Here is an 18,780-nt window from a genome sequence, read left to right on the forward strand (position 1 = left end):
GCGGCAGCGTGCTATGAGGACGTCCGATGGCCGACTCCATGGCTCGGGCGACCGGTCGCGACCCCCTCGACGCGTCGCCCCCTGCTGAGCAGGTCGCCACGGAAACCGAGCGCCTCCGTCCCGGAGAGGCGCCGCCGGGCGAGATGCGGCCGGCCTCGGCCGCGCCGGTTCCCCCCGGCGGCGCGGCAGCCCGGGGCCGCCGCGAGGGCGGACCGCATCCTCGACGCGGCGGAGAGAGCCTGGAGCAGGAGCTCTCCCGGGTGGGCACGAAGCGCTGGCTCGCTCGGCTCGGCGTCCTCGCGACCATCGCAGCGCTCGTCGCGGGGATCGTCGTCTGGAGGATCCGGACGAGGCCCCCGCCGCCGCCGCGCTACGTCACGGGCGACATCACCACGGGCGACGTGCTCGAAGTGGTCCAGTCGACGGGGCAGGTCAAGCCGCTCACCGAGGTGCAGATCGGCGCCCAGGTCTCGGGACGAATCACCAAGGTCTACGTGGACTTCAACAGCATCGTGAAGGCCGGCGACGTGCTGGCCGAGATCGATCCGACGCTCTTCGGGGCGCAGATCGACTCGAACCAGGCGCAGATCTCGGCGGCGAACGCGAGCGTCGTGCGCTCGGAGGCCTCGCTGGGGACCGCCAAGCAGCGGCTCGACCGCGCGAGGAAGATGGTCGCCGAGGGGGTGGGCTCGCAGGCCGATCTGGATACCGCGCAGGGCGCCTACGACGTCGCGCTCGCCGACGTCGCGGCCTCCAAGGCGCAGGTGGCGCAGCTCAGGGCGGTGCTCCGCTCCTCCACGACGAACCTCCAGTACACGCGCATCTTCTCGCCCATCGACGGGGTCGTCATCAGCCGCGCGATCGACCCCGGGCAGACCGTGGCGGCGAGCTTCCAGGCGCCGACCCTCTTCGTGATCGCCCAGGATCTCCGCAAGATGCGCGTGCTCGCCGACATCGACGAGGCGGACGTCGGGCGGCTCCGCGAGGGCATGGCGGCGGACGTGAGCGTCGATGCGTTCCCGGGCGAGACGTTCCGAGGGACGGTGAGCCAGGTGCGCTACAGCCCGTTGAACCAGTCCGGCGTCGTGACGTACGCGGCGGTCGTCGAGGTCGACAACCCCGACGTCAAGCTCCGGCCGGGGATGACGGCGACGGTGAGCGTCCGGTCCGCCGAGGCCAGGGGGGTGCGGCGGCTGCCGAACGCGGCGCTCCGGTTCAAGCCGGCCCCAGCGCGGGACAAGGACGGCAAGGAGATCAAGGCGCCGCCCCTCGAGCCGCTCCCGCCGAAGAAGGGCCGGATCTACGTGCTGACCGACGCGACGCCGGGGGCGGAGAAGATCGAGCCCCGCGTCGTCGACGTGGGGATCACCGACGGCATCTTCACCGCGCTGGCGTCCGATCTCGGGCCGCTCAAGGTCGTCACCGACGAGAACGACGATCCGTCAGCGAGCGGCAAGGGGCGCGGCCCTCGGCTGTTCTGAGGCGTGATGCTGCCCCAGAGCCAAGACGTCGCCGCGGCGCCCCGGGACGAGCCGCTCATCGAGCTCTCGAGCGTCGGCAAGGACTACACGACCGAGGCCGTCATCGTGAGGGCGCTTCGGCACGTGGATCTGACCATCCAGCACGGCGATTTCGTCGCGATCGTCGGGCAGAGCGGCTCGGGCAAGAGCACCCTGATGAACATCATCGGGTGTCTGGACCGGCCGACGCAGGGCACGTACCGGCTCGACGGCCTCGACGTCACCCGGCGCAGCAACGACGCGCGCGCGATCGTCAGGAACCGCCTTATCGGGTTCGTCTTCCAGGGCTTCAACCTGCTGCCGCGCACCACGGCGCTCGAGAACGTGGAGCTGCCGCTGGTCTATCGGGGCGTCGGCGCGGCGGAGCGGCGCAAGCGGGCGCTCGAGGCGCTCGGCGCGGTGGGGCTGGCCGAGCGCCTGCACCACACGCCGAACCAGCTCTCGGGCGGACAGCAGCAGCGCGTCGCCATCGCTCGGGCGCTCGTCACCTCACCGCCGCTGCTCCTCGCCGACGAGCCCACGGGCAACCTCGACACGCGCACGAGCTACGAGGTGCTCGGGCTGCTGCAGCGGCTCAACCGGGGCGGGATCACGATCGTCCTCGTGACGCACGAGCCGGACATCGCCGCCTGCGCGAGCCGCGTGATCACGATGCGCGACGGCGAGATCCGCAGCGATCTCAGGGACGACCGCCCCGTCGACGCGGCGGCGGCGCTGGCCGCGCTGCCCCTCTCCGAGGCGGAGCGCGACGAGCTCTCGCCATGAGCGGCTATCTCGCCGCCGTCCGGATCGCGCTGCGCGCCATCGTCCGCTCGAAGCTCCGCGCCGCCCTGACGGTGCTCGGCATCCTCATCGGGGTCTCGGCCGTGGTGATCGTCGTGGCGCTCGGGACGGGCGTGCGCAACCGCGTCCTTGGCGAGATCTCGGGCATGGGGGCGAGCTCGATCTACATCTTCCCGCAGTCGACGCAGGCGTCGGGGCTGAGGCGCCGCGAGAACGCGAGGATGTCGGAGGCCGACGGGATCGCGATCCTGAAGGAGTCCACGAGCGTGGCCGCGCTGAGCCCGTTCAGCTCGACGTCGACGCAGGTCGTGGCCGGAGAGGCCAACGTCGCGACCCAGGTCATGGGCGTGACCCGGAGCTACCTCTCGATCCTCTCGTACAGCGTCGGGGTGGGCGAGGGCTGGACCGAGGCCGACGAGCAGCTCAAGGCGAAGGTCTGCCTGATCGGCGAGACGGTCCGGGAGAACCTGTTCGGCTCGGGCGAGGCGGTGGGGCGGTACATCCGGATCGGCAAGCACCCGTTCCGGGTGATCGGGGTGCTCGCGAAGAAGGGGCAATCGCCCTTCGGCGAGGACCAGGATGATCGGCTGCTCATGCCGATCGGCAGCTTCCGGTCGCGGATCGTGCCGAGCGCGCCGGGCAGGGTGCAGATGCTCGTCGCCGCCGCCACGAGCGAGCGGACCGTCGATCGCGCGGTGGAGCAGATCGACAGGATCCTCCGGCAGCGTCACGAGATCGCGCCGGACGACGAGCCGAATTTCGTGATCCGCACGCAGGCGGAGTTCCGCGCCTCCCAGGAGCGGATCCTGGACACCTTGACGATGCTCCTGTCCTCGATCGCCGCGGTGTCGCTCCTCGTCGGCGGGATCGGCGTCATGAACATCATGCTGGTCAGCGTCACCGAGCGGACGCGCGAGATCGGCATCCGCATGGCGATCGGCGCCTCCGAGGGCGACATCCTCGTCCAGTTCCTCGTCGAGGCCATCACCCTCTCGCTCATCGGCGGCGTGCTGGGGCTCGGCGCGGGGCTCGGCGTCATCAAGGCCCTCGCCGCGACGCTCGGCTGGAGCATGACGTTGCCGGCCAGCGCGGTCGTCGTCGCGGTGGGGACGAGCGCGACGATCGGGATCGTCTTCGGGTTCTTTCCGGCCCGCCGCGCGGCCCGTCAGGATCCCATCGCCGCCCTGAGGCACGAATGAGCGCCACGCTCACCCGCGTCTTCTCGGCGGTCGTGATCGCGCTGCGCGCCGTCCGCCGGAACAAGCTCCGCGCCGGGCTCACGATCCTGGGGATCACGATCGGCGTCGCGGCCGTCGTCACCGTCACGGCGCTGGCGAGCGGCGCGCGCGCCAACGTCAACGCGCAGATCTCGAACCTCGGCTCCAACTCGCTCATCGTCTTCGCCCGCTCCGCCCGCGCCTCGGGCGTCCGCAGCACCGCGGGCGCCAAGCTCTCGGAGCTCGATGGCCAGGCGCTCGCGCGCGAGTCGACGAGCATCCGGCTCGTGGCGCCGTTCCTCAGGTCGAGCGCCCAGGTCATCCACGAGGGCCAGAACGCGAGCCCGACGCTCGTCGGCACGCGCCTGAACTACTTCGAGATCCGGAGCTGGAAGATCGCGCAGGGAGAGCCGTGGAGCCCCGCCTCGGAGAACCTCTCCGAGAAGGTCGTCGTGATCGGGGCCCAGACCGCGCGCGATCTGTTCGGATCGCTCGATCCGGTCGGCCGGATGGTGCGGATCGGCCGCCAGATGTACCGCGTGCTCGGCGTGCTGGAGGAGAAGGGGGCGTCGCCCTTCGGGCAGAGCCAGGACGAGATCGTGCTGATGCCCATCACCACGATGCGGTCGCACGTCATCGCCACGCGGCCCGGGGAGGTTCACGCCATCTTGCTGAGCTCGACGTCGGCCGAGACGTCGGAGCGCGCCAGGCTGCAGGCCGAGGCGATCCTCCGCCAGCGGCACCACATCGGCGAGAATGACGAGGACGACTTCGCCGTCCGCAGCCAGGCGGAGTTCCAGGCCATGCAGGACGCGATCTTCGCGGCGCTCTCGGCGCTGCTCGTCAGCATCGCGGCGGTGTCGCTCGTCGTGGGCGGCATCGGCGTCATGAACATCATGCTGGTCAGCGTCACCGAGCGCACCCGGGAGATCGGCATCCGGATGGCCATCGGCGCCCGGGAGATCGACATCCTGCTGCAGTTCCTGCTCGAGGCGCTCGTGCTCGCCACGCTGGGCGGCGTCGTCGGCAGCGCTCTCGGGTACGGCGTCATCTTCGGCTTCTCGCGCGCGTTCGGCTGGCCGATGAGGCTCGAGCCGACCGCGCTCGCGGTCGCGCTCGGGGTGAGCACGGCGATCGGGATCGTCTTCGGGTTCTTCCCGGCGCGGCGGGCCGCGCGCATGGATCCCGTGAACGCGCTGGGGCGCGAGTAGCGCGAATCGCGCCGAACCGCAGCGGTGGCTGGTGGAGGATGGAGGCGGAGGCGCCGCTGCACGGGCAGCGCGCGCCTCCCGGGATCAGCTCTTCTTCATCAGGTCGGCGAACGTGCCGAACTTGGCCTCGCGCGCGACCCCCGCGCGGTACTGCTGGTACGCCTGCTTCTCGGCGTCCTCCTTGAGGGCGCGGATCGACAGCTTGGCCTCGCCCCGGCGCGGATCCACCTCGATGACCTTCGCGTCGAGCTGGGTCCCGATGGGGAACTCCTTCCGGAGGTCGGTGCCGCGCTGCGTGCCGGTGTGGCCGGCCGGGATGAAGCCGCGGGCAGCTCGCCCCGTGGTGCCGAGCACCCGGACGACGAGCCCCCCTTCGGTCACCTGCGTGACGGACACCTTCACCGCCTTGCCCTGCTGAACGCGCTGGCGCGGCTCGCTCTCCTCGCCCTCGGGCGGAGCAGGGTGGAGCCCGATGCGCCGGCCCGCGGCGTCGCAGGTCGCGACGACAACGTCGACGTCGTCACCGACCTTCACGACCTCGTCCGGGTGCTGGATCGGCTTCATCGAGAGGTCGGCCGTGTGGATGAGCCCATCGATGCCCGGCTCGAGCTCGATGAACGCGCCGAACGGCTGCAGTCGAGCGACCTTGCCCTTGTGGCGCGTGCCGACCGCGTACTTCTCCTTCACCGCGTCCCACGGATCGACGGTGGCGGCCTTGCGGCTCAGCCAGAGCTTGCCCTTGTCGTCGACGCGGAGGACCTTCACGTCGATCTCCGCGCCCGGCTTGAACAGGTCGGCCAGCTTGGCGCCGCGGTCGTGGCTCGCCTCGCTCATGTGGACGAGCCCCTCGACGCCGCCGGCGTCGGGGAGCGCGACGAACACGCCCCACGCGACGACCTTGCGCACGATGCCCTTGTGCAGCGAGCCGGGCTCGATCGACGTGAGCGCCTCGGTGCGCGCCTTCCGGCTCTCCTCCTCGAGCATCTTGCGACGGGACACGACGATGTCGCGCCCCTTCTTCGCGAACTGGGTCACGCCGAAGTCGAGCCGCTGGCCCACGAGGTAGTTGAGGTCGGCGCCGTGGCGCAGATCGACGTGCGACGCCGGCGCGAAGGCGCGGAGGCCACCGAGGTCGACCTCGAGCCCGCCCTTGACCGCCCCGGTCACAAACCCCTCGATCGAGTCGCCGCTCTGGAGCGCAGCCTCGGCGCGCGCGCGCGCCTGATCGAGCTGCACCGGCGCCCTCGACAGGAGGAGCATGCCTCCGCGCACGCCGGTGCTCGCCACCGTCGCGATGAACTGATCACCCTCGATGGGCGGCTCCTCATCGAGGATCTCGCGACGGTCGAACAGCCCCGTCGCCTTCCCGGCGATATCGATCCAGATGGCATGGTCGGTGATCTTGCTGACCTTGCCGAACACTTCCTCGCCGATGCTGAAGGCCGGGCGCTCGCGCGGCGGCGGCGCGCCCTGCCCCTTGCGTCGCTTGCGCTTCTCGCCACCGGGCTGCGGCTGCCCGCCCGCCTCGTCGGCAGCCTGCTCCTCCTCGCCCTCATCTTCTGCCGCGTCGGCCGCGTCGGCCCCCTCAGCTCCGCTGGCCTCGGCCGCCTCAGCAGCCTCGGCCCCGGGCTGGCCGGCTTCCTCCGCGCCCTTGCGGCGACGGCGGCGGCGGCGCTTCTTTCCAGCGCCCCCCTCGGTCTGCGCGGCCGCACCGGCCTCTCCAGCCGGCGCGGGCTTCGCGGCCGGCGCGGGCTTCGCAGCCGCCGGAGGGGTCCGCTTGCCAGGCGAGAACCCGGGCTTGCGGTTGCCGATATCGTCCCGCGGCAGGCCTGGAACGCGGTTGCCGATGTTGTCGCCCGGCTGCTCTTCCCACTCGTCGTCGTCAGCGCTCGCCGGGGCGGCGGCTGCCGCCGCGGCCGGTGTCGCCTCGGACTGGGTCGAGCTCGCCTGCGGCGACGCTTCTCCGCCGGGCTCGTGGCTCGCTTCGAGCGGGGGGGTGGACCCCGCTTCATGGGCTTGGGCTGCCTGCTCGGGCGCAGCGTTCGACGACTCGAGCGGGCCGCCCTGGTCGGCCGGAGCTCCCGGCGCGTCCGCCGGCGTGGTGGTATTTTCGTGGGTATTCATCCGCGCCTCGCGCGACAACGCATGCCGATGGGGGCGAAACGTGCTCGCGTTCTCTCCAGCGGCCCCCTCGGTTGAATGGGGGAAGGGGCCGGAACCATATCGTACCCGGGACGTTTACGCGAGAGCCTACCGCATGATGGGCAGGTGCTTGTTGGTCCCCCCGCTCCGATCGATGCGGAGGCCGCCCCCGCTCGCGAGGTTGTGGGCGCTGACCTGGCCGGCCAGCCGCTCCGCCACATCCACGAAAGCGCGCGCGATCGGGCTGCTCGGGGCAGCCTGAACGACCGGCGTGCCGGCGTCGCCCCACTCCCGGATGGCCGGATCCATCGGGATCTGGCCGAGCAGCGGCGCCTCGGCGAACTCGGCGATCTTCTGCCCGCCGCCGGCCCCGAAGAGCTCGTGCCGCTTGCTGCACCCGTCGCACACGAAGTAGCTCTCGTTCTCGACCACGCCGAGCAGGGCGATCCCGACTTTCTGGGCCATCGAGACCGATTTGTACACGTCCTGGAGGGCCACCTCCTGCGGTGTGGTCACGACGATCGCGCCCGTGGTCCTCATCTTCTGGGAAATCGTCAGCGCGATGTCGCCGGTACCGGGCGGAAGATCCAGCACGAGGTAGTCGAGCTCACCCCATTCCACGTCGCGCATGAACTGGATCAGGGCGTTCTGGAGCATCGGCCCGCGCCAGACGACCGCCGACCTCGGATCTTCCAGCAGGAAGCCGATCGACATGAGCTTCACGCCAAAGCGCTCGAGCGGCAGGAACTTCTGCCCGTCGGCCGACGTCGGGCGGCCCATCACGCCGAGCATGGTCGGGACGCTCGGCCCGTACATGTCCGCGTCGAGCAGGCCGACCTTGGCCCCCTCGCGGCTGAGCGCCAGGGTGAGGTTCGCGGCGACCGTGCTCTTGCCGACGCCGCCCTTGCCGCTCATCACGAGGATGATGTTCCGCACGCCCGGGGACGGGTCGTCCTGAAGGATGGTGCGCGTGGGGATGCCGACGTCCCACGCGATCCGGACGCCCTTCGCGCCGGCGCCCTTCAGGGCTGCCTCGATGTCCGCCGCGAGCCGCTGCTTGAAGTAGCTGGTCAGCTCGACGGTGAGCGAGACGGCCTCGCCCTCGACCGAGAGCTCCCGGACGCGACCGAGGTCGGTGATGGGGCGCTGGAGGTCCGGCGCGATGACCGTTGCCAGCGCAGCGAGCGCGGCGTCCTTCGTGATGGGCATGGGGCGAAGCAGTTAGGACTGCTCGGGATTCCCGTCAACCTGCGAGCGCGGCGTCGCCGCGGGCGCTCGTTCTGGCCTGGCCGGGCGCGGCGCGACACCGGCCGTTCCTGCGCCCGGTCGGCGCCGTCACCAGCAGGTGGTGACCTTGGAATCGGGGTCGCCGGCATCGAGCCGGCGCGACGGCAGGTAGCACCGCGAGTCCACGCAGTCCCCGCTCGTGTTCTGCTTGACGCACACGCACTCGCCGACGAGCCCGCTGGGCGACTTCGGGCAGACCTCGGCCGCGTTCTCCGCGGTGCACTGGATGGGGAGCGCCGCGTCCAGGCACGCCCGCTCGCCGCGCAGCGTGGTGGTGCACTCCATCGTGGAGTCCGCGTCGCCGCAGTCGGTGTCGTTGCGGCACGGCTCGCAGAAGTTGCCCTTGCCGGTGCAGGCGCCGAACCGCGGGACGCACGCGCCGTCGTCGCACCGGTAGTCCAGATCGCAGTCGGAGTCCGCGCTGCAGGACCTGGCGCACCGGCGCTCGCCGTCGATCGCGACGCAGCGCTGCTCTGCGACGAACGAGCAGTCGAAATCGGTGCTGCACGGCGCGCACTGGGTGCGCTTGACGCAGGTGCTGCGCAGCAGGCACACCGGGCCCTCGACATAGGTGTTGCCGTCGCCGAACGTGGACGGGTCGATGCACTCCTCGTCCGTCTCACCGCAGAAGCTGTCATCCCCCTTGTCCGTGCCGCAGATCGCGTGAGGATCGCGCGACACGGCGCACTCGAAGCCGCCGGGGCAGTCCGCATCGCCCGTGCAGTGCGGCATCGTGCAGTAGGCCTCGGCGTCGCCCTGTCCCTTGCCGAGGCACTCCAGGCCGAGCGAGGCGCACTGGTCGGGAGGGCAGGCGGGGACGACGCAGGAGCTGCCGTCGCTGCACTTGCCGGCGGAGCACGCGGGGTCGTCGCCGCACCGCTCCGCGTCGCGCTGGCACTCGCCGGGGTTCCCGTTGCATTGGATCGGGTTGCACGGCGTCTCGTCGGGGCAGCGCCCGAACTGGCCGCACTCGGTGCCGAATGGACAGGGCGCACCGAAGCCCACCATCTTCTCCTTCTGCGTGCAGACCAGGATCTCGGCCTTCGTGTCGTCCTCCTCGGCCGGCGCACAGTCCTGGAGGCCTGGAATACATTCGCCGTGGCTGCTGCACCTGAGCACGCAGCGGTTGCCGACGCAGGTGTTGCCCTCCAGGCAGAGCTCTGGCTTGCATTTGCCCTCGCAGACGCCGTCGACGATGACCCCCCCGAAGCATTCGTCCTGCGCGCCCGACGAGCATGCGCCGCCCGCGATGGCCGCCCCGCTCGCCAGGCAGCACAAGATCAGGAAGGCGTGGATACTACGGAGACGGGGCCGACGGGCGCTGTGAGAAGCGACAACCTGCTGCATAGGACCTCAGCGCGGGAAACACCCGCGGATCGGGGCAGGCACGGCGGGCCTGGCCGGAGATTGCGGAAACGCGCTCCCGAGCGAAGCGGCGACGCCAAGGTTGCCCTTGACGCCCCCCGTGCCGCCCAGAAGAATGAGCACTCCTACACCATACTTCAGGCGGTGGCATCATGCGAATCGACGCGGTTCTCGGTGGGATGGGCCTTTTCGTCGTGGCGGCTCTAGGGCTCGTCGGCTGCGCTGAGGATCCCATTCCTGCTCCTCCTTTTCCCGAGGGGACGGGTCAAGCTGCGAACGCTCGATATCCGGCTGGGCCGTATGGGGTGAGCCTCCACCGGGTGATCGCGAACTATCAGTTCGTCGGGTACGCCAACGCCGCCGAACACAACGACACGATGCAGCCGATTCAGCTCGCCGATTTCTACAACCCGACCGGGACGGAGGTCTTTCCGGAAGGCTCGCTTTACGGCGCGGGAGAGCCGAAGCCGAAGGTGCTGCTGATCGACGTCTCGTCCGTATGGTGCGGCCCCTGCAAAATCGAGGCAGAGTCCGTCCTGCCCGAGCTCTACAAGAAGTATCAACCCCAGGGCGGCGAGTTCCTTGTTCAGCTCGCAGACGGAAGGACCCCGGGCGAGGCGGCGGTCCCGAACGACCTGTACCGCTGGACGACCCGGTACGACGTGCAGTACCCGTCGGCGATCGACCCTTCGTACAAGCTCGGCGCGCTTTTTCAGGCCGACGCGTTCCCGGCGAACATGATCGTCAGGACGCAGGACATGACGATCATGGAAGTCGTCGCTGGCGTGCCCGAGGAGAACAGCAATTTCTGGCGGACCTATGAGAAGATCATGAACGGCGAGCTCTGAACGAGCTTCGCCGTGGGCGCGTCGTCGAGCCACCGGTCGGCGCGCGCTGCAGGGAGAATCTGCCAGGGCGCCGCAGAGGGCGCCCGCGACGTTGAGCCCTCATGCCGGTTGGCCACTCAGGCCGGCCCTTCGCGACGGAAACCCAATGAACCGAAACACCCGCTGCGCGCTCTCGCTGGCGTTGATTGTCCTCAGCCTCGCTGCCGCCTCGTGCGGAGCGGCCTCCGGCGGCTCATCGGCGAGCCCGGCGCCGGATTTCTCGCTCCCCGCCCTCGACGGCAAGACGGTCAGGCTCTCGGACTACGCCGGCAAGAGCGTGGTGCTCATCGACTTCTGGTCGACCACCTGCGATCCGTGCCTGGCGGAGATGCCCCACCTCGTCGAGCTCTACAAGAAGCACAAGGACAAGGGGTTCGTCGTGCTCGCCGTGTCGCTCGACGGACCGGAGTCGCGGGCGCAGGTGAGCAGCACGGTCCACGACAGAGAGATGATCTTCCCTGTCCTCCTCGACGAGGAGACGACCGTGGCCGCCAGGTACAATCCGAAGCGCGAGCTCCCGTTCTCCGTGCTCATCGGCCGAGACGGCTCGATTCTTCACAAGCGGGGCGGGTACCAGCCCGGCGACGAGGCAGCGCTCACCGAGCAGGTCGAGAAGGCGCTTGGCCAGTAGCGCCTGGGCGGCCGTCTTCGCGCGCTCTCGGCTCGATCGGCGGCTCGCTGGCTCCACGGCGCCGAGGTCCGTGGTAGAGATCGGGCGGTGCGCAGCCCGCTCCGCCTCGTCCGTTCCTGCCTGACAGCGACGTTCGTCCTCGCGGCCTCTCCGGCGGCGGCGGTCGATCTCCCGAACGTCGGCGGCGAGCCGCTCTCGCTCGATGTCGTGAACACCGCGGCCGCCAGCTATCACTTCGACAATCGCAACGACGATCGCCGCTATCCCTCGCGCTATCTCGACGACAACTACGGAGAGATCGTCGATCGGGTCGACGCTCAGCTCAACTGGTGGCGCATCCAGCTCGGGACGCGGCTCAACGCCTCTTTCTACCTGGCCAGGCCCTCGGCGACCAGCTTCGAGCTACAAGAGAAGGTCCTGAACGACGAGGTATCGTTCGATCTGAACGACGCCGCGCGGGAGGTTCACTCCCGCTATTTGACGACGGTCTATCCAGCGAAGCTCTGGCTCACCTACACGCAGCCGGGTATCGAGGCAACAGCGGGCGACTTTTACGCCCAGCTCGGACGCGGCCTCGTTTTCAGTGTGCGGAAGATGGACGAGCTCGCCATCGACACGACCCTGAGGGGCGGCAGGCTCGTTCTCGACAAGGATTTCCAGCTGTTCAGGCTCGAGGCCACCGCCTTCGCCGGGCAGATGAACCCGCTGCGCGTCGATGAGGCGAGCGGCAGGCGGCTCCATGGCGACGGGTCGCCGCTCTTCTTCGGCTTCCCTGGCGCCGATGACCTGGTCACGCGCGAGACGACCGTGGATGCGCAGGGGAACCCTCGCACCCGCAACGTCATCGAACGGGCGCGGCCGAACTACCTTGAAGACACGGTGCTCGGCGGACGCCTGGAGGCGACCCTGAAGGGCGTGGAGCTCGCCGCGAACGGCGCGCTGCTGCTGCGCAAGACATACACCGAAGAGTTCAACCGATGCCTGGACGAGGGCGGCGCGGATCCTCAGGCTGCGCTGCGCCTGTGCGGCGGTAGATTCCCGGAGTTCAACGTCGTCAGCGCCCCCCCTGCGCGGCAGCACAACACGATCCGCACCTTCAGCGGCTCGGTGAGCATTCCGTCCATCGCAGAGCGCGGTGACGTCTACGTCGAGGTGGCGGGTCAGCAGCTCCGTGGCGGTCATCTCGACCGTGATGGCCTGCCTGCAAAGGACATGTCCGGCTATGCGGTCTATCTGGCGGCGAACGGGCGCGGAGGTCCGCTCGCGGTCGCCCTGGAAGGGAAGCACTACCGGCGATTCTTCCCGCTGTCGGCCAACATCGACGTCTCTTCGCTGTCGAACCCGGGGTTCAATGCGCCGGAGTTCGAGGGCGTGGCATACAACCAGCCTCCTACGGCGGAGCCCATCTACGTCGAGCCGATCGGAGCGCCCAACGTCTGCGTGACCGGCGGGCGCGGGCGCGTCGACTACCGCTTCACCCGGAGCGCGGCCATCTATGCCTGGCTCGGTCGCTATGTGAGCTTCTCCGAGCGCCAGGCGAACTATGACTGCAAGACGGACGACACGAGCAGGACCGACACCTGGGATACCGCAGCAGGCACCGAGATCGATTTCGACGGCAGCCGCTCGCACGTGCGCGCGTGGGCTGGAGTCCGGCAATCCGATGAGGCCGACACTGGCCATGTCTTCTACAGCGAGGGCTATGTCCGCTACGACGTCGTGAAGCACCTCGCCGGCGCGTTCTCGATCCAGGCGCAAGGCAACAGCCGTCGCCGTTACAGGCCGGAGAACTTCGAATCTTCCTGGGTCGAAGGGGACAACTACCTCGCGCTCCAGTGGTCGCCCCACCTCGCAGCGATGTTCGGCTACGAGTACACCTCACAGCCCGGGTGTGCACCTGGCAAGGACACCTGCCACTTCTTCAACGGGGGCCTGCAGTGGAAGGCCGGGTCGACGAGGACGGCGCTCGATCGGATCATCGACACCGCGCAGCTCTTCGTTGGCCAGCGGCGCGGGGGGCTGCGTTGCGTCTCGGGCGTGTGCCGGTTCTTCCCGCCGTTCGAGGGCGCGCGGCTCGAGCTCGTCTCGAAGTTCTGAACGACCGGACCACCTCGGGCGCCGCCCCGGCAACGCTCAGAACGCCCCGAGGATCTCGCAGGCCACCGAGGTCCTGACCTGGGGCTCGGGGTCGGCGAGGAGCGATGCGGCGCGCGGGATCTCGCCGAGCGCGACCAGGCCCGCCCCCGCCGCCTCGCGCACCGGGATCTCGCGGGACCGGACATCGCGCTCCAGCAGCGGCACGACCGCGCGGATGCCTGCACGTGCGAGGACTCCCCGCGCGAGCACCGCGCGCGTCGACGTCCCCGCGGCGAGCGTCATCAGCCAAGCGACCGCCGCGGAGCGCTCGCGCGCCGCGACGTCCCGCGGCGCGGCGTCGACGTGGCGGCTATGGACGGCGAAGACCACGGCCTCATCCGGATCGCCCTGCGCCTCGATGAGCGCGGATCGCACCGCTGTGTCCTGGAGCGGCGCGGAGAGGATGGCGTAGACGCGATCCCGGCTCTGGCTGGAGCGGACAGCGCCGATGAGGACGGAGACCGCTTCGCCGGCGCCCTCGCCTCCCGCGCGGACCAGCGCGCGCGCCGCGGCGATCGCAGGCGCGCCGCGCTGGGTGGAGATCGCCCAGAGCAGCTGCGCGCGCCCGCCGCCGCCCATCGCGCGCGGCGTCGCCCACGCTTCGGCGATCGCCTCGCGCCCGGGTTCATCCGAGAGGGTCCAGATATCGCGCAGCGCCAGCACGACCTCCTGATCGCCGAGCGCCCCGGCGGCGCGGATCGCCAGCGTCCGCGCGAGCGGGTAAGGATCGAGCCGCGCCGCCTCGAGCAGCGCTCCCCGGTCGCTCGGATCCGCTGCCGCGGCGGCGGCGCGGAGCGCCGAGACGCGGACCTCCTGATCTCCGTCGAGCATCCGCGAGCGGCGCACCGCGCCGTCCTCGGCTGTGACGAGCGCCCGCGTCTCCAGCGCGCGGAGCGCCGCGTCCTTGCCGGGGTGTCGCCCCGCCGCCGCGTCGCTCGCGTACCGCTTCACGCTCTCCGGGTCGGTGAGCCCCGCCTCGAGGAGGAGCATCTCCGCGGCGGTCGCGATCGCGTCCGAGCCCGCGGCGCGCTCGGCCAGCGCGTCCTCCAGTGCGCGCGCGCACGTCCGGAGCTCGCGCAGCCGATCGACCCCCGATGGCGGCGTCGCGCGCGCGATCTCCCCCTGCGCGATCGTGCGGGCAATCGCTCGTACGTCGTCGCTGTCCAGCGCGCCGCGACGAAGCTCGTCGCCCAACGTGCGGCGCAGCTCGTCGAACTTGCCCGCCTCGGCTGCGCGTAGGGAGGCCGAGCTCGCGCAGCCGGTGACGGCGACGATCGAGAGGAGGCCGGCGAGGATCGACCCGGAGAGCACGCGACGCATGACGCGCGTCTTACCGCGCCGAAGTTCGCGTTCGAAGCCCCTTCGGCTCGACCACCCGGGGAATCCGTTCTATAGGGCGCTCACGTTCCGGCACCATGCGTATCGACGTCATCGTCAACACCACGGCGCGCCGGTACCGGGCGAAGCCGTCGCTCATCGACCGCATGGCGGTCGCGTGCGCTGGCGCGGCGGAGCTCCACCCGACCTCGAACGTCGCGGAGCTCGCGGAAGTCTGCGAGCGGCTCGCCCGGCGAGGCACGGATCTCGTCGCGCTCTCGGGCGGCGACGGCAGCTTCATGGCCGGCGTCACGGCCCTCACGCGCGCCTTCGGCGAGCGCTCGCTGCCGCCTCTTGTCCTGCTGCCAGGCGGAACCGTGGCGACCGTCGCGCGGAACTGGGGCATGACCGGCGATCCGGCCGTGCTCCTCGCGCGGATGGTCAGCCAGGTTCGCGGCCTCCGGAGCGGCGCGGCCATCCAGGGCGCCGTCCGCCGGCCGACCTTGCGCGTGCGCGCGACGACCCGCGGCGGTGTCGAGGAGCGCATCGGCTTCATCTTCGGCACCGGGCTCGTGGCCAGCTTCTTCGATGTCTATTACGAGCGCGGAGGCGACGGCTACGGCGCCGCTGCGCGCATCGTGGCGCGGGTGTTCATCGAGTCCTTCTACGGCGGCGCCTACGCGCGCCGCGTCCTCGACCCGCTGCCGTGCACGATCGACGTGGAGGGGCGGCAGCTCGCCCCACGCGCCTGGTCGCTCATCTGCTCGTCTGCCGTGCGTGACCTCGGGATCCACATGCTGGTCACCTACCGGGCAGGGGAGGATCTCGATCGCCCTCACCTCGTCGCCAGCGCCCTGCCCCCTCGAGAGCTCGGGCCTCGCGCGCCGCTCGTCCTCGCGGGCCGCCGGATCGGCGGCAGGGACCACTTCGACGACCTCGTCCAGGATTTCACGGTCCGGTTCGGCGCCGAACCCAGCGCGGCCTCGCTCGGCGACGGACCCTACATCCTCGACGGCGATCCCCTCCGAGCGAGCGAGATCCGGGTCTCCGCCGGGCCAGCCATCGACGTCCTCTCCCTGCGCCCCTGAGGGCGCGCGCTCGCCGACGCCCTGCGCCGATCCGTCGGCGCGCCGGCAGCTTCATCGCATGACGGAATCATGACCGGCGTCGTGAGCCCCAGTGACGGGCGTGCTCGATGCTCCATCCACCTTGGAACCCATGACGCAAGCGCCTGCATCGAGCCCTACACGAGTCGTCGTACCGAAGCCTGGCCCCAGCCTCGGCCAGATCTTCAACGTGCTGGGGATCGCTGCGATCCACGTAGGCACCGTGGTCGCCATCCTTCGAGGTGCCACGTGGAAGCTCGCGGCGCTCGCCGTGGCCACGTACTTCGTCCGGATGTTCGCGATCACGGCGGTCTACCACCGGTACTTCTCGCACCGCAGCTACAAGACGAGCCGCGGCCTGCAATTCCTGCTCGCGCTGCTCGGCACCACGGCGACGCAGAAGGGCCCGCTGTGGTGGGGGGGGACGCACCGCGTCCACCACAAGTACTCGGACACCGAGCGCGACGTCCACAGCCCGCTCCGCAAGGGGTTCTGGTACGCGCACATGGGTTGGTGGCTCGGCCGCGAGCACGAGGAGCTCGATCTGAAGCGCATCCCTGACTTCGCGGGTTTCCCTGAGCTCCGCTGGCTGGAGCGCTACCACGTGGTCGGCCCGCTCGGCATGATGGCGCTGCTCTTCGCGGTGGGCGGCTACGACGCGTTCCTGTGGGGCTATGTCGTGTCGACGTGCGCGCTCATGCACGGCACGTTCACGATCAACTCCCTCGCGCACGTGTTTGGCTCGCGGCGCTACGCAACGACCGACACGAGCCGCAACAACTTCTGGCTCGCGCTGATCACCCTCGGCGAGGGCTGGCACAACAACCACCACCACTACATGAGCAGCGCGAACCAGGGCTTCTTCTGGTGGGAGATCGACGTCAGCTTCTACATCCTGCGCGCGATGGAGAAGCTCGGCCTGATCTGGGAGCTCAGGACCGCGCCGGCGCACGTGCTGCAGCGGAACCTGATCAAGGAGGTCGGCGAGCGTTCGCCGCTGCTCGCGCCTCAGGCCACGAACGCCGAGCCCCTTGACGCCCCGCCGCTGGGTCAGCCGAGCCTCGGCGACGTCTGATCGCGCGCGGCGTTCGTCATCGATGATCTGCGGACGGAGGCTGCAGAGCCGCCTTCGTCCGCGAGCGCTCGCGACGACCCCCTCGACAACCATCGCAGCGCCGCGCGTCTCGCTGTCGACGCGGCGGGCCAGAGCCCCTCGGGAGCTCTGGCGCGGGGCGCATCTTCATGCGCTACGGGCTCGTCCGTGTCGTTCGGCTCGTCGCGGCTTTCGTACGCCTCACTCGCCTGCCTAGCGGCTGAGCCCGTAGCGCACGACCTGCACCCCGCCCTAGTTGACGGACGAGGCAGCTTGCTGGGTGTGGGCGGAGGCAGAATCGCCGGGCTTCGGCTTCTCGGCCTTGTTGCGCTCGCGTTGGCGCTCCAGACCGGCGCGCACGAAGCGCGCGAAGAGCGGGTGCGCGCTATGGGGGCGGCTCTTGAACTCGGGGTGGAACTGACAGCCCACGAAGTACGGGTGCTCGCGCAGCTCGATCATCTCGACGAGGCGCTGGTCGGGCGACGTCCCGGAGAGCACGAGCCCCTTCTGCGCCATCGCCTCGCGGTACTTGTTCGACACCTCGTACCGATGCCGGTGCCGCTCGCTGATGCTCGTCTGCCCGTACGCCTCCGCGGCGACGGAGCCCTTGTCCAGGACGCACGGGTACGCGCCGAGGCGCATCGTCCCGCCCTTCTCGACGACCCCCTTCTGGTCGGGCATCAGATCGATCACCGGGTAGGCGGCGTTGCGATCGAACTCCACGGAGTTGGCTCCCGTCATGCCGCAGACGTGGCGCGCGTACTCGACGACCGCGAGCTGCATGCCGAGACAGATCCCGAAGAACGGGATCTTCTCCTCGCGCGCGTAGCGGATGGCCTCGATCTTCCCCTCGGTCCCGCGATCGCCGAAGCCGCCGGGCACGAGGATGGCGTCCAGGTTCGACAGCAGGTCGGCCGCACCGCGCGCCTCGATCTGCTCGGAGTCGATGTACTCGAGCTCGACCCGCACGTCGTTGTGGAGCCCGCCGTGGACGAGCGCCTCGTGCAGCGACTTGTAGGAGTCGCGCAGGTGCACGTACTTGCCGACGACGCCGATCTTCACGATGCCGCGGGACGGCTTCTTGAATCGCTCGACGATGCGCTGCCACGGCGACAGGTCCGGCTGCCTCGCCCAGATGTTGAGCAGCTCCGTGATCTTCTCGTCGATCCCCTCGGCGTGGAGGACGAGGGGGAGCTCGTAGATGCAGTCGACGTCGACGGCCGCGATCACGCAGTCGACGGCGACGTTCGAGAAGAGGGAGATCTTCTCCTTCATGCTGCGCGGGAGCGGCCGATCGCAGCGACAGAGGAGGATGTCCGGCTGAATGCCGATCTCGCGCATCTCCTTCACCGAGTGCTGGGTGGGCTTCGTCTTCAGCTCGCCCGCCGTCGCGATGAACGGCACCAGCGTGACGTGCACCGAGATCGCGTTCTGCGCGCCCGACTCCACCTTGAGCTGGCGGATCGCCTCGATGAACGGAAGCGACTCGATGTCACCCACGGTACCGCCGACCTCGACAATCGCGACGTCAGCCCCGTCCGCAGCAGAACGGATGCGCAGCTTGATCTCGTCCGTGACGTGCGGGATCACCTGCACCGTCGCGCCGAGGTACTCGCCGCGGCGCTCCTTCGAGATGACCGCCTCGTAGACGCGGCCGGTGGTGAAGTTGTTCTGGCGGCTCATCCGCGCGAGCGTGAAGCGCTCGTAGTGCCCGAGATCGAGATCGGTCTCTGCTCCATCGTCTGTGACGAAGACCTCGCCGTGCTGGTAGGGGGACATCGTGCCGGGATCGACATTGATGTACGGGTCCAGCTTGAGGTGGGTAACCTTCAACCCACGGGACTCCATCAGCGCCCCGATCGAGGCCGCAGCGAGTCCCTTGCCGATCGACGATACGACTCCGCCTGTGACGAAGACGAATTTGGTCCGCTTGCTCATGACCCATCGCTCCGCTGCGCCGTGTGCGCGCCTGTAACCAGTCCCTCGAGCGGCGCTCCAAGGTGAGCGCCGCCAAGGGTCGGCTGTCCACGGCAAATACCTTGCCCGGCTTACAAGCCGCACGGCCCCGTCAGCAGGACCGAAGCC

The 18,780-nt window shown here is 69.9% G+C and carries 14 protein-coding genes; 9 read left to right on the forward strand and 5 right to left on the reverse strand.

The features are described from left to right. Positions 1–26: 26 nt before the first annotated feature. From WMF29_RS38410 to WMF29_RS38425, 4 genes are read left to right on the forward strand one after another with little or no spacing between them, the layout of a single operon-like run. Complete coding sequence (locus WMF29_RS38410; protein WP_437325065.1) at positions 27–1,481, forward strand: efflux RND transporter periplasmic adaptor subunit; 1,455 nt, start codon at positions 27–29, stop codon at positions 1,479–1,481. A gap of 6 nt (positions 1,482–1,487) precedes the next feature. Continuing rightward, complete coding sequence (locus WMF29_RS38415) at positions 1,488–2,285, forward strand: ABC transporter ATP-binding protein (RefSeq protein ID WP_272102861.1); 798 nt, start codon at positions 1,488–1,490, stop codon at positions 2,283–2,285. After that, a complete protein-coding gene (locus WMF29_RS38420) occupies positions 2,282–3,502 on the forward strand; it encodes an ABC transporter permease (protein ID WP_437325066.1) in 1,221 nt (406 codons plus the stop codon). The genes WMF29_RS38415 and WMF29_RS38420 overlap by 4 nt, the downstream gene beginning before the upstream one ends. Further along, positions 3,499–4,731, forward strand: coding sequence for an ABC transporter permease (locus tag WMF29_RS38425; RefSeq protein ID WP_437325067.1), 1,233 nt, complete (start codon positions 3,499–3,501; stop codon positions 4,729–4,731). The genes WMF29_RS38420 and WMF29_RS38425 overlap by 4 nt, the downstream gene beginning before the upstream one ends. Positions 4,732–4,815: 84 nt before the next feature. Here WMF29_RS38425 and WMF29_RS38430 read toward each other — a convergent pair whose 3' ends face one another. From WMF29_RS38430 to WMF29_RS38440, 3 genes are all read right to left on the reverse strand, one after another. Further along, a complete protein-coding gene (locus tag WMF29_RS38430) occupies positions 4,816–6,855 on the reverse strand; it encodes a S1 RNA-binding domain-containing protein (RefSeq protein ID WP_437325068.1) in 2,040 nt (679 codons plus the stop codon). Between the two features lie 126 nt (positions 6,856–6,981). Then, entirely contained in the window at positions 6,982–8,082 is a 1,101-nt protein-coding gene (locus WMF29_RS38435; protein WP_437325069.1) for an Mrp/NBP35 family ATP-binding protein, read from the reverse strand. 126 nt (positions 8,083–8,208) lie between these two features. Continuing rightward, entirely contained in the window at positions 8,209–9,438 is a 1,230-nt protein-coding gene (locus tag WMF29_RS38440) for a hypothetical protein (RefSeq protein WP_437325070.1), read from the reverse strand. 407 nt (positions 9,439–9,845) lie between these two features. On the opposite strand from WMF29_RS38440, the gene WMF29_RS38445 reads away from it, so the two are divergent. The 3 genes from WMF29_RS38445 to WMF29_RS38455 all read left to right on the forward strand — a co-directional run bounded on the left by WMF29_RS38445 (position 9,846) and on the right by WMF29_RS38455 (position 13,140). Then, entirely contained in the window at positions 9,846–10,373 is a 528-nt protein-coding gene (locus WMF29_RS38445) for a TlpA disulfide reductase family protein (protein ID WP_437325071.1), read from the forward strand. Positions 10,374–10,518: 145 nt separating this feature from the next. Further along, entirely contained in the window at positions 10,519–11,043 is a 525-nt protein-coding gene (locus WMF29_RS38450; protein ID WP_437325072.1) for a peroxiredoxin family protein, read from the forward strand. An 87-nt stretch (positions 11,044–11,130) separates the two neighbouring features. Beyond that, positions 11,131–13,140, forward strand: a complete 2,010-nt coding sequence (locus WMF29_RS38455; RefSeq protein ID WP_437325073.1) for a DUF6029 family protein — start codon at positions 11,131–11,133, stop codon at positions 13,138–13,140. A 36-nt stretch (positions 13,141–13,176) separates the two neighbouring features. On the opposite strand, the gene WMF29_RS38460 is transcribed toward WMF29_RS38455, so the two are convergent. Beyond that, a complete protein-coding gene (locus tag WMF29_RS38460) occupies positions 13,177–14,499 on the reverse strand; it encodes a hypothetical protein (protein WP_437325074.1) in 1,323 nt (440 codons plus the stop codon). 95 nt (positions 14,500–14,594) lie between these two features. Between WMF29_RS38460 and WMF29_RS38465 the strand changes: the two genes are divergently transcribed. Both WMF29_RS38465 and WMF29_RS38470 read left to right on the forward strand, forming a co-directional pair. Further along, complete coding sequence (locus tag WMF29_RS38465) at positions 14,595–15,584, forward strand: diacylglycerol kinase family protein (protein ID WP_437325075.1); 990 nt, start codon at positions 14,595–14,597, stop codon at positions 15,582–15,584. Positions 15,585–15,714: 130 nt separating this feature from the next. Beyond that, on the forward strand, positions 15,715–16,677 hold the full coding sequence (locus WMF29_RS38470) for an acyl-CoA desaturase (RefSeq protein ID WP_437325076.1): 963 nt from the start codon (positions 15,715–15,717) through the stop codon (positions 16,675–16,677). 270 nt (positions 16,678–16,947) lie between these two features. On the opposite strand, the gene WMF29_RS38475 is transcribed toward WMF29_RS38470, so the two are convergent. Then, positions 16,948–18,633: a CTP synthase gene (locus tag WMF29_RS38475; protein ID WP_272102849.1), complete on the reverse strand. Its 1,686-nt coding sequence runs from the start codon at positions 18,631–18,633 to the stop codon at positions 16,948–16,950. Positions 18,634–18,780: the final 147 nt, after the last annotated feature.

Origin of the sequence: Sorangium sp. So ce381 (assembly GCF_051473845.1) — a bacterium.
Classification (GTDB): domain Bacteria; phylum Myxococcota_A; class Polyangia; order Polyangiales; family Polyangiaceae; genus Sorangium; species Sorangium atrum.